General features: G+C 27.3%; 11 protein-coding genes. All 11 read right to left on the bottom strand.

What is annotated here, in order from left to right; genetic code table 11:
• From LPB136_RS04640 to wecB, 11 genes are read right to left on the bottom strand one after another with little or no spacing between them, the layout of a single operon-like run.
• Complete coding sequence (locus LPB136_RS04640) at positions 1 to 1,284, bottom strand: phenylacetate--CoA ligase family protein (protein ID WP_072555011.1); 1,284 nt, start codon at positions 1,282 to 1,284, stop codon at positions 1 to 3.
• A complete protein-coding gene (locus LPB136_RS04645) occupies positions 1,285 to 2,298 on the bottom strand; it encodes a glycosyltransferase family 4 protein (RefSeq protein WP_072555012.1) in 1,014 nt (337 codons plus the stop codon).
• Positions 2,288 to 3,610, bottom strand: a complete 1,323-nt coding sequence (locus tag LPB136_RS04650; RefSeq protein ID WP_083426178.1) for an O-antigen ligase family protein — start codon at positions 3,608 to 3,610, stop codon at positions 2,288 to 2,290. The genes LPB136_RS04645 and LPB136_RS04650 overlap by 11 nt, the downstream gene beginning before the upstream one ends.
• Positions 3,604 to 4,674: a glycosyltransferase gene (locus LPB136_RS04655; protein ID WP_083426179.1), complete on the bottom strand. Its 1,071-nt coding sequence runs from the start codon at positions 4,672 to 4,674 to the stop codon at positions 3,604 to 3,606. Before LPB136_RS04655 ends, LPB136_RS04650 begins: the two co-directional genes overlap by 7 nt.
• On the bottom strand, positions 4,671 to 5,666 hold the full coding sequence (locus LPB136_RS04660; protein ID WP_072555013.1) for a glucosamine inositolphosphorylceramide transferase family protein: 996 nt from the start codon (positions 5,664 to 5,666) through the stop codon (positions 4,671 to 4,673). Before LPB136_RS04660 ends, LPB136_RS04655 begins: the two co-directional genes overlap by 4 nt.
• Positions 5,659 to 6,780 (bottom strand): glycosyltransferase, encoded by a 1,122-nt coding sequence (locus tag LPB136_RS04665; protein ID WP_072555014.1) that lies wholly within the window; start codon positions 6,778 to 6,780, stop codon positions 5,659 to 5,661. Before LPB136_RS04665 ends, LPB136_RS04660 begins: the two co-directional genes overlap by 8 nt.
• A complete protein-coding gene (locus LPB136_RS04670; RefSeq protein ID WP_072555015.1) occupies positions 6,780 to 7,772 on the bottom strand; it encodes a glycosyltransferase family 2 protein in 993 nt (330 codons plus the stop codon). The genes LPB136_RS04665 and LPB136_RS04670 overlap by 1 nt, the downstream gene beginning before the upstream one ends.
• Complete coding sequence (locus LPB136_RS04675) at positions 7,762 to 9,309, bottom strand: glycosyltransferase family 2 protein (RefSeq protein WP_072555016.1); 1,548 nt, start codon at positions 9,307 to 9,309, stop codon at positions 7,762 to 7,764. Before LPB136_RS04675 ends, LPB136_RS04670 begins: the two co-directional genes overlap by 11 nt.
• The gene (locus tag LPB136_RS04680) at positions 9,310 to 10,443 is read right to left on the bottom strand and encodes a glycosyltransferase family 4 protein (protein ID WP_072555017.1); all 1,134 of its coding nucleotides are present in this window, start codon (positions 10,441 to 10,443) and stop codon (positions 9,310 to 9,312) included.
• Positions 10,434 to 11,504 (bottom strand): glycosyltransferase, encoded by a 1,071-nt coding sequence (locus LPB136_RS04685; protein ID WP_158009600.1) that lies wholly within the window; start codon positions 11,502 to 11,504, stop codon positions 10,434 to 10,436. The genes LPB136_RS04680 and LPB136_RS04685 overlap by 10 nt, the downstream gene beginning before the upstream one ends.
• Positions 11,505 to 12,614 carry a non-hydrolyzing UDP-N-acetylglucosamine 2-epimerase gene (gene wecB / locus LPB136_RS04690; protein ID WP_072556912.1) on the bottom strand — a complete coding sequence of 370 codons (1,110 nt, stop codon included), beginning with the start codon at positions 12,612 to 12,614 and terminating at the stop codon, positions 11,505 to 11,507.

The following is a 12,614-nucleotide window of genomic DNA, read 5'->3' on the forward strand; positions in this document are numbered from 1 at the left end:
TTAGGGAATTTCTGAAACAAAACTTTTCATTTTTTTTCCTTCTGATAAGAGATTTTGGCTGTCTAAAATTACAAATTCTATATCTTTAGTAAAATATTTCTCTATTTCTTTTCTAAGTAATTCTACTTCAAATTTAAGCAGTTTTTGTTCAACTTTAAAGATTAATTTCCCTTTTTCTTTTTGAATAGCTTGATAATTAAGTTGAATGTTTTCTTTCTTATCTAAATTCTTAAAAATATAATAAAATGTAAAACTTGGATACACGTTTTCTTTACCATACACATCACTACCAATTCTACCGGTAACTTCTTCCAAAATTTGATGCTGCATACCACAATCGCATTTTTTTTCATTTGATGCTAATCGAATATAATCTCCTAATTTATATCTAATTATAGGGAATGACTGCATTTGTAAATTTGTAACAATCAACTCGTTTCCAATCTCTTCAAGCAACACACCTTCCATATTTACATGCATGTTTCCAAACTTACATTCAAAAGCGATTATACCAGACTCAGTTGCTCCATATTCACTAATCATTTTAACTCCAAATGCTTTTCTAATTTCAGTTTGATAAGAATCAAAAATCTTTTCTGAAGTACCTTTTACCATTTTAATTCCGCTAGGTTTAGGTATATTTTTTTGGTTAATTAATTTTGCAGCATGATAAATAGCCGATGAATATCCATGAATATAGGTTGCTTTATCTAACTTTTTAACAAACTTATTAAAGGTTTCTTTTTCATAATTAAAAATGCGAAATCTATTTTGTAAATAATCTTTAAATGTTGTTTTAATTTTATCTTTAAATGAAAAATTAAATCCCCAGAAATATCCGTTTTTATCCCATGGATTAACGTTATACCAAGAATAACCTCGCATTACTGAAGCTCTATTAAAAGAATCTGCACTTTCTTCTCTGTTGAAAGACAAAGAATTGCCTGTACTTCCGGAAGTTATTGCTTTAAAACGTCTTTTGAACTTTTTATTAGTATGAATTTCTTTATTAAATTTTAATACATCTTCCTTTTCTAAAACAGGTATTTTAGAAATATCTTTTAACGATTTAATATCTTGAGGCTTTAAATTATTAGTATCAAATAGTTTTTTATAATATTTAGATTGATAATAAGCAACCTCAATTAATTCTTTAAGTTTTTTAAATTGATATACTTCAAGTTCTTTTTTAGTCCATTTTTCTGAGTTCTTCAAAAAAACATACCATTCAGAAATTGATGGATTTCTATACTGTTGCCCTATTTTATAAAGCCATTTAAACATTTATGATAGTATTTTTATCCATTCTTTTCTAACTTCTGTCCACGCAAAACTCTCTGCCTTTTTCCTTGCATTTATAGCAAGTTCTAAATTATTATCTTTTATTAAACTTATAATAGCATTCGCCATCTGTTCAGGGTTATTTTTCTCAACCAAAATACCATCTACAGTATTATTAATTAAATATGGCAAACCACAAACATTTGTGCTAATAACAGGCAAACCTAACGCCATTGCCTCCATTACACTTACTGGAGTATTGTCTACATTGGTAGTATTTATAAAAACATCAAATTCAGTAGATTTTTTATGCCATTCTTCTTTTGGTAAAACACCTGTAAATTCTATATTTTCTTCTAAATTATAGCTAGTTACTAATGCTTTTACTTGTTTAATTGAACCGTCTTTATCGGGTCCAACCATAGATAATTTAACTTCTGGAAAAGTTAGTTTTAATATTTTTAAAACTTCTATTGCTAATTTAGGGTTATAAATTTTAGCAAAAGCTCTAACGTATAGTAATTTTGGTGTTAATTTTTTTCTTGACTTAAAATCATACTGCTCTATTTCTATGGGATTAGGAATAAATGCAACTTTATAATCCATTTTTTCAAATTCACTTTTTAAATAATTTGAAGGTGCTATATTTTTATATGAATTGTTGAATAGTAGTTTTGATAAACTTGGAGATCTTTTTATTCTATGAGGAAGATTTCCTCCATGTAAAATTGGTATGTACTTTAAGTTGAATAACCTTGCTAGTTGTGATGTGAAAAAAGCATAATAAAATGCTGAAGTACTAAATGTATCAATAAGAACATAATCTACTTTACCGCTATATTTATAAACTGAAAAACACATGTTAATCAACCTTAAAAGTTGATTTTTTTTAGATGAGGATTTAACAATAGCATATCCTTCAGTAATTAATAAACTACTTAAGGTTTCCATAGCTGAATTGTATTTAGAATTTTTAGCTAAATCATTGCCTATATAAAGAATTGTGTTACTCATCATCTGTAATAACAATTAAACTTAATGCGTAAATAAAGCTTGGAAAAGCAACTCTCATTGCGGAATGACTTATGGTTAAAAACCAAAATAATAAAAAGGAAGTTAAAAATGCTCTTTGAAAATTACTACTTTTCCGAATATGAAATAAAGGAGGTGTAAATAGAATAATTAAAATAATTACACCTATTAGACCATGCTCTTCTAACAATCTACTTATTTCATTATGCGACGCTAATGCAATCTTAATATCTAATGCTTCTCTACTATATTTACCATTACCTACTCCAATACCAAAGATTGGAGAATCATAAAAATTCTGCAATTGTAGTGAAAGTATTTTTCCTCTACCAGATGTAATATCTTTTTGTCCACCAATAGCATTTTTACCCAAATATCTATTATTTATCATGCCTCCAGTTATACCAGAAGTATAAATCCAAATACCAACAGTAAATAAGAAAATTAATCCCGAATACTTTAGAACTGCTTTTCTTGTAAAATTATTATACAAGAACATAAAACCCAAAAAGAGCATAATAGCTATAATACCTGTCAAAATACCTCCCCTTGAAAAAGTTAGCAAACCTCTATAGGTAAAGTATATCAAAATTATAGCATCTAAATATAAATACCCAGTAAGTTTGGCTTTTAAGAATAAAAAAACTGTAATGATAAAAATCCCTAAACCTAATATAGTTGCTACCTGGTTAGGTCCAAAACCACCAGATGTATAAAAGTTTGCATCGGTTCCAAAAACCAATTCACTTAAGTCTGGAGTTCTTAAATACATAAACGAAACCATAGATATAATGGGTAAAGTCATGTATTTTAAAGCATTTAAAAGTGTACTTATAGCTATTTTTTTATGATAAAAGTAAACAGAACAAATTCCTAGAAGGATAGGTCCACTTAAATTAAAAACAATAGCTTTTCTTATGGATTCTCCAAACGGAACTTCAGTTAAAATTATACCTAGAAATAATAGCATTACATAGAATATATAAGAAACAGGAGCTGTTTTTTTTTCGTTTCCAAAAAACATTCCTAAGATTAAAAAAAGTGCAACTCCGTATTTACCTATTTCATAAACGACACTTCCGCCTGTCATTCTCAAAAAAACTTCAGCCCCAACTAGGTAAGAAGCAAGCATAAAAGCTTCTTCATTTCTATTTTTTGTTCTTAATAATATAAAAAAACCTGCTGCAACAATTACAATATTATATAGCTTAGAAAAAGTTGAAAACGTAGCAAAAAAACCAATAACAATATGTATTATTAGTAGTGTAATTTCTGTATTTGTGATTCTTTTTAACACAAGTTTTTATAAATATTGATTAGTTGGGTTACAAAACTTTCTTTAGAAAATTCCTCTTTAACTTTTACATGTAGCCCATAAGATACTTTTTCTCTTAATAAATTATCTGTAATTAATTTATTTAATTTTTCTGAGAAAAGGAGATAGTTTTCAGGTGTTACTATAGATTCTGAATTAATAACAACCTTATTAGATTCTCCAACGTTAGTAACTAAAACAGGTAATTTAGCTAAACCGTATTCCAATAAAGCAACTGGTAAACCTTCCGATTTAGATGATAACACTCCAATTGTAGCTTGAGCTAAAATGTTTTTTATATCTGATTTAGCATTGTACATAAAAATAGAATCGACTAATTTATTATCTATTATGAAATTTTGTATCGATTTAGAATATGAATCGTTGTAAATTTTACCGACAAGATGCAATGTCCATACCGGATTTTTCTCTTGTACAATTTTAAATGCTTTTAATAAAGTTATATGGTCTTTTTGAGCTCTAAAACCAGCAACATGAACTATCCTTTTACCTTCTTCTCCTTTTAAATTAGTTAGCTTTTCTTCAGTGTTAAAAAAAGCAAAGTTATTTAACATAAGGTTTTTTTTAGCAAATAGGTTTTCTACTGCCCATTCTTTTAAGTTTACATTTACTGATATTATAACTTGAAAAAATCTTGAAAATACACTTAATGGAACTATTTTTCTATTTTCTAAAAACTCACTATTTCCATAATGATCGTGCCAAACAATCTTAACTTTAGGGTATAAGATTTTTACACAAAAAGCTATAAATGAAGATGTAGCGTGTGCATGAATAATTGAAATTTGATTTTTCTTAATATAGTTTTTCAATTTTAAAATAGCCTTAAAATCAAAAGTAGATTTCCTGTTTAAAAAAATGTAATTTACGTTCTTAGAAACTTTATCTTTTAATAAGCCTTCTTTTCTAGTTACACATAAATGTGACTCTATGTCTTCTTTTGCTAATAAATTAGCAATATTAACCGCCAAAACTTCTGCTCCGCCAATATCTAGAGAATCTATGAGTTGAATTGCTTTTATCAATTTAATAACCAGTTTTTAAAATCTAAAAAGTTCCATTTTAAAGGGCCTCTAATATTCAACTTTTTTTTGTCATTTAACTTTTTATTTCCATCAAAAACATAATACCAATTATTTTCAACTTTTTGCATATCTATATGATGCATTCCAAAATTAAATTCTTCTATAGTATCGTTTCTTTTTAAGAAAAAAGGTTCTACTCTTTTAAATGAATGCTTATTATTTTTATCAAAATCTAATTCATACAAAGAAACTCCATAACCATAACCATGTGTTGAATTTTGTAAAGGAACAATTATTTTACCTTCATCATTTTTAATAATTCTTCCTCCAGGTCTAGCTTCCGTTCCTAAAGTTACAATTGGGTCTTTATGTAATTTCCAATTACCAAATAACGAATTAGATTGATACATAAACAAGTTTAAATTATCATCTGATGCAACTAAGAAATTTAATGAATCTGATAAATATATAGACGGATCCTTTAATCTTACATTTTTAACCAAAGTATCTACAATTTGCCAATTATAAGGGAAATTTAGTGCTTTGTATAACAGAACGTTATTTGCCGATTTTGTTTCTGGCAACATATAAAATTCATTTTTGTGCTTAAAAACATTCGGATAGGATAAATGAAAAGGCTCGTCTAAAACAGTTCCTTTGTAAGTATAATTAATTCCGTCTAATGAAGTTAACAAGGCAATTTCTGCATTGTCTGTTTTCTTTTGGTGTTCAAAAAAAAGGTAAAACATATCTTTTTCTTTGATGAAAAATGGATCTGCTAAAAAACGAGTATCAGGATTCTCTTTTTCTAATTTTTGGTACGAATATATTTTAGCATTTTCTAAAACATTTAAATCATTAAAATTCTTTGATGAAGAACCATAACCAACAGACCAACTGCCACCTTTATAGGAATAAAACGGAGTTCTATAATTAATTACCAACAAGAGCAATACAATTAACAGTACTAATATTTTAGTTAGTTTATTCATCCAATAATAATTTATGAATACTAGTAGAAAACAACTCTAATGTATATTTTTGAGACCATTTTCTAGCTTCTTCAACTTTAAACTGGTACGCTGTTTTATTCTTTATTAATTCTTTAATTTTTGAAACTATTAAATTTACATCACTTTCAACTAAAACGCCTCTATTTCCATAATCTAACATAAAAGGCACACAAGAAACTGGAGACGAAATTGGTAAACAACTCCAAAACATAGCTTCTGCAACTACTTTTGGCCAACCTTCAGACTTTGATATAAAAAGAAGAAAGTGCGCTTGCTTATAAGCACCTTTTACTTCTTCTTTAGGTTTGTTTCCATGTAAAAAAACCGTATTAGCAAGCAATTTGTTTTCAATATATTTTTTTACAGTCTTAAATTCGTCTCCAAAACCATACATATTTAACTTTACATTAAACCCTTCATTTTTTAATATTTCAATTACTTTTACACTTAATAATGGCTGTTTCCCTTTACTAAATGCACCAACATATATAAAGTTAATTTTGTTATTTAGATTTTTCTCTTGAAGTTTTACAATTTCATTTTCGCTATAAGAAGCAGTAAAAAAAGGAAGTATATTTTTTGATTGATGCTCCCATTCTCCATATACTAAAACTTTACAGTTTCTAGTTAAAAAAGTATTCGATAGTATCCATTTTTGAAGACGATAACTTAAAGGCTGTTTGCTCTTTGGATCCCAATTACCTGCATATTTTGCTGTTTTAGGTTTATTTGAAAAAAATATCTGGACAAAACAACCTAACAAACCTATATTCCCTGGACAACGTAAATGAATGTGATCTGCTTTTTTCATAACTGAAAAAATTTTAAATAAAATACCAGGAATTACAATCAAAGATTTTAATATATTTTTGACAGAAGTTATATCAAAAATGGGTATTTCTTCAAACTTTATGTTAGAATGATGATAAGTTGATTCAATTGGGTTTACTTTTTTTGAAGATTTTGGAGCAACTAAAATAATTTCATCTACATATTTTCCCCATAAGTTCATTTCTCTAACATAAGGTTCATAAGCAAAATATTTTTCATTTTGCTTTTTATGTAAAACATGTGTAATTATGGCAAATTTCATTATTTAACTTTAGGCTTATTAAAAATTAAACTGAACCAACCTACTACTCTACCTAAAGTTTCAGTAAAAGCTTCTTTTTTTTCTGAAGTTGTAACTATGTTTGAAGCTCTTATTACTGTTAAAACTAAAGAGGTTAAATTCCATTTTAAACGAGCATTTAAAGTCGGTTTTGGGTATTTTACATGCCAAACATACCAGCCGTTTCTAATGACCATTTTACCATACTTAAATTTATTTGGTCTTCCTTCTGTTGCATGATGATGTTCAACTTTTGCATTTGTATTCAAATATATTTTACCTTTTTTAGCTAAACGTAAAGAAAAATCGGCATCTTCATACAAACCATAACCTTCAAAATAAGTTGAGAAACTCATTTTAGAAAAAATTTCTTTTCTGTAGGATGAAATTCCTCCCATAATTTGTTCTATTTCATACGTTTTTCCTGAAGGCGGTAAAAAACTTACCGAACGACCATGAGAAAACGTTGGCATAAAACCAGGCAAAGTATTATCTAACAAACCTAACTTATTTCTAAGCTTAAACCTGCTACTTTCTTTTCTTGCAAAACCATCAAAAACATAATACTTATTAGATAAATTGGAAACATTTTTATTCCATACTATTTCATTAGTTGCATAACCGCCAACAGCCATAGCATTTGGAAACTTGGTATATGTTTTTATCAATTCTTCAAAATAATTGGAATCAAGAACAATATCATCATCCAAAAAACAAATAATTTCTGAATGCTCAGCAACTTTAGATATTCCAAAATTACGTTGCTTGGTTAATCCTCTTTGTTCTTCTTCAACTAGAAAATAGTTAAGATTTTTAAATGATTTACTTAAAAATAATTCTTGTGTATTTGTATCAACAGAACCATCAACAATAATTATCTCGTCTGGATATAAAGTTTGTTCCTTTACAGAGTTTAGCAATGTTACAATTGCTTTTGGACGCATATATGTGCAAACTATTAAACTAAACTTCATTCTTTAATAGTTTTTGAGCCCAATTAACACTTAAATTCCACTTTCTAATTATAGAGTGAAAATATTTAACAGGATTTTTTATTGATTGTGATTTATAAAATTTAATAAACAAATTTGTTTTGTAACCTTGTTGTTGTTCTTTTGTTAAATGTTTTAAATTATAAGCCATTACAGTTGGTGATGGTTTTGGTTTATCGCTTTCCCAAGCTAAAATTGGCTTATGTCTAAAACCACCTATTGGTGCTTTTAAGTGGAGCATTTTAACGGATGGAATATCTAAAATTTCTGCTCCTAAATTACGTAATTGCATCCCAAAATCGGCGTCTTCTCCGTAACCAAACTCGTGTTCTTTTTTAAAACTACATTTTTTTACAAAAGAAGATTTTACAAGACTTGTTCCTGAACCAAACGTTGTTGCTAAAGTTGTTGTTAAAACATCTGGTTTCTGTCCTTTTTGTAAGCATGAAAACACAATGCCATCTGGTTGAGATTGGTTAAATTCTTGAAATGATCTTTCAAGTAAATCATTTTTAAAACGAATATCATCATCTGCAAAAAACACAAAATTAGAAGTTACCTTACACAATCCAATATTACGAGCATTACAAGCTCCTAATTGATGTGTAAAGGTATGATCTATTTCAAAATTCCACTTATCCTTTAAATAATCTAAACTAGAAACTGCTGTTGTATCAGGGTTTTGTTCAACAATAATAACTTTTTTTGGTAAAAATGTTTGCTTATTTAAATCTAACAAAACATCTTTCAAATATTTTTCTCTTCCTAAAGTTGGAATTAAAACATCAACTGAAAAATCATTTTTATTAATTTTAACTTTATTAGATTGAATTTTTATATCATCGAAACTAAGCTCATTTGGGGTTATTAATTTGATGAAAAAACTTGATATAAATGAAACAATTGGGAACATTTTTTCATACACAATCAAATTAAAAAAAAGTAAAAACAACCACCTAGTTTTATAACAGCTTTTAACAAATGAAAACAACTCTTTAAGTGTAACTTTTTCTGATAAATTATCAGATGACTCTTGATTTTTATCAATTAATAAATTAGGTTCAGAAGCACAAATTAACCCTTTCTGAATTCCTTGTTTTGCTACTACATTTAAAAATAGTTTAAATGATTTATAATTTCTTAAACCCTTATATTTATTAAGAACTGAACTGTTAATTCCTCCAACATTGGTAGACATAAACCAAGTTGAAAAACGTACATTCTTTTTAACATTTATAAAAACACTTTGCTCAACATAACCTATTTTAGAATTAAAAACTACATCAGGAACTGCATAAGAAGCCATTATTAAATTATGGTGAAAAACAGTGTTTAAAACAGCTTTATTTAAGTTGCTCTTTAATTCTAAATTACACCAAATAATAAATTTATTTGTATGTAAATTACTTAATAAGAACATAGTTTCTACAATGCTTTCCGTTACAACAGAAATTGTAGTATTCGATTCTAAATCTAGAATCTCTTTAACCTTATTTTTATGATGATATATAATTATCATTTACAATAATTCTTTGTAAAATTCAATGTTTTCTTTTGTTTTGTCTAGCAAATTAAAAGTACTGATTATCCTTTTTCTAGCGTTTTCTGCCATTAATTTAGAATTAGTATCATTCAATAAACTCAATATTTTATCTACAAATTCATTATGATTTTTTGGGTCAACCATAAAGCCAGTTTCACCGTTAATCATCAATTCTTTAGCCCAACCAATATTAGAAGTTATTAGTTTTTTTTCTAAAGCCATTGCTTCTAACCAAGTCATTGGAAAAGCTTCAGCAAAACTTGGTAAAACTATAATTTCTGACTGGTTAATGTATTTTTTCACTTCATAATAAGGAACAGAACTTATATACCTAAAATTCTTTTTTGCTTTTTCTGATAACTCCGTTTTAAAAAGTTTTAGAGTAGACTCTTTTTTTAAAATATCAACAGTATCTCTTCCTAAAAAAGTTAATTGTATTTCTGAGTCTTGAGCAACCAATTTATTAAAAACATTGGCAATTTCTAAAACACCTTTTTTACGAATAATTGTTCCAAAATATAACAATGTCTTCTTTTGAATATTTTGATGATTTGGTTGAAATAATTCAGTGTCCATAGCATTATGAATAACTTTTATTTCCTTTTTTATGTTGAATAATTCTTTTGTTTTTTCTGCAACAAACTGACTTACACCAACAATCTTATCAGCTCCTTTTAAAGCCTTATTTTCAAAATAAAAATTTTTAAACTTTACTTTTCTGTTATCTAAATTACAGAAATAAGTGTCAGATCCATGAAGCCTTAAAACTAAAGGAATATTAAACTTCATAAAAGCTGTAAAACCAGTCCAATCAGACGCTTCCAAAACATCAATATTATTATCAGCTACAATTTTATTAATATAATTTTGAGTATGTTTTCTATTAGTTAACCAGGTTAAAAAAGGAGACTTCTTTTGTGCTATTAGATAAACAGTAATTCCATTTTCTTTAAAAGTTTTTGTTTCATTTTGACTGTATAAGAAAATAGAAACCGTATGCTTATTTAAAACCAATTGTTCTGATAAACTTTTGATAAACGTAGCAATACCACCAATAGCTTTTTGGTTATTTTTATATTGATATTCTGGTGTTATAAAACCTATATGCATGGAATAATTTTTAGGTGTTCTTCTACCATTTTTTCTATATAAAACTCATCTTCAATAAGCTTACTTACATCAATCGTAATTTTTTCTTTTCCAGATAAAATAGCTGTTAAAATACTTGCAAGTTTTGTATAATCTTTAGGTTTAAAAATGTAACCATTTACTTGGTCTTTTAAAACTTCTAAATTGCCACCAACAGTAGTTGTAATAACAGGCACGTTTGCAGATAAACTTTCTAAAATAGACAAACTAAAACATTCCATATATGTTGGCTGAATCATATAATTATAATTAGCAAATAAAATATTTAACTCAGAAGAACTTCCTTTAAAATTTACAATCTTTTCTAACTGAAAGTCATTAGTCAATGTCTTTAATTGATACTCAAATGGTCCTTCTCCATAAATATCAATCTGTGTGTTTTTTAATAGGTTTTTATCTATTAAACTTAATGCTTTTAATAAATCTTGAATTCCTTTATTGTAAGTTAAATGTGCAACAACTATAAAATTATGTGCTAAGTCTTTATCCTTTTTCTTAAAAACTGTAGTATCTATTCCGTTATAAATAACCTGAGTTTTTTGTTTGAGGTTTTTTCCGTAATCTTTTAAAATATGATAAAAAGTGTATTTAGAGACTCCAACAAATTGATTAATATACTTTGAATACAAAAGACCGTCAATACGTTTTTTTATACTTTTCTTTAACGAATACCCTTTTAAAGGTCTTGCATTGTGGTCTACAGCAATTGTATAAGAATTAGGGTGTAATTCTTTAAATTGTTTATAATACTTAGTACAAAGTTGCGTAAAATGTGTAATTATCACATCATACTTTATATTTTTTTCTTTTGAAGAATCTATAAACTTTTGTTCAACAGACGTTCCTTCAGAAGAAATAATAGACAATCCTTGATAAAAATCAAACTCTTCATAATGAGAGAAATACCAATCAACTTGATGATTAACCTCTAAACATTTTTTATTAAATAACTTATAGAAACGATCCATCCCTCCAATTCTATTGGGCTTAAGTACGTAATTACAAATAATTGCTATTTTCACTTAAAATGATTTTAAAATTTCAACTATTTTAGATGAAGCTGTTCCGTTTCCATAAGGATTTTCTTTTGATATCATCTTAGAATAAACCTCCTTATTCTCTAATAATTTTACAGCTTGGCTAACTATTACTTCTTTAGAAGTACCAACTAACTTTACGACACCACTTTCTACCGCTTCTTGCCTTTCTGTAACATTTCTAGTAACCAAAACAGGTTTTTTTAATGATGGTGCTTCTTCCTGTATTCCGCCACTATCTGTAATAATTAGATACGATTTATTGAGTAACCAAATAAACGCTTCATAATTAAGCGGGTCAATTAAATGTACATTTGTATTGTTTTTTAAAATTTGATGAACTGTCTTTTGTACATTAGGATTTAAATGAACGGGATAAATAATTTGAACATCTTCTCTTTGTGATAACTCTTTTAAAGCTTCACAAAATGATTTAAATTTCTCGCCAAAACTTTCTCTTCTGTGTCCAGTAACAACAATTAACTTTTTTGTTGAATTAATTACTTGCTGTAATTTTTCAATGTCAACGTTGTTCTCATTTACATTTTTTATTCCCCATAAAAGAGCATCAATTACAGTATTACCTGTTACAAAAATAGCTTTCTCGGAAACCTTTTCTGCTAATAAGTTTTTAGCCGATGCTTCTGTTGGAGCAAAATGAAAATCGGCTATTCTCCCTGTTATTTGTCTATTTATTTCCTCTGGAAAAGGAGCTTGTCTATTATACGTTCTTAATCCGGCTTCTACATGACCAACTTTAATTTCTCTATAAAAAGAAGCCATAGCAACAATAGAACTAGTTGTTGTATCTCCATGCACTAAAACAATATCTGGTTTAAAATTTTCTAAAACAATATCTATTTCAGTAAAAATCCTACCACTTAATTGGTTTAGGTTTTGATTGGGTTGCATTAAGTTTAAATCGAAATCTGGTTTAATTTTAAAAAAACTTAATACTTGATCTAGCATTTCTCTATGTTGTGCTGTTACACATACTTTTACAATAAAAGAACTTTCTTTTTTAAGTTCTTTTACTAAAGGCGCCATTTTTATAGCTTCAGGGCGTGTACCAAAAACAACTAATATTTTTTTTAT

Source organism: Tenacibaculum todarodis, assembly GCF_001889045.1.
GTDB lineage: Bacteria > Bacteroidota > Bacteroidia > Flavobacteriales > Flavobacteriaceae > Polaribacter > Polaribacter todarodis.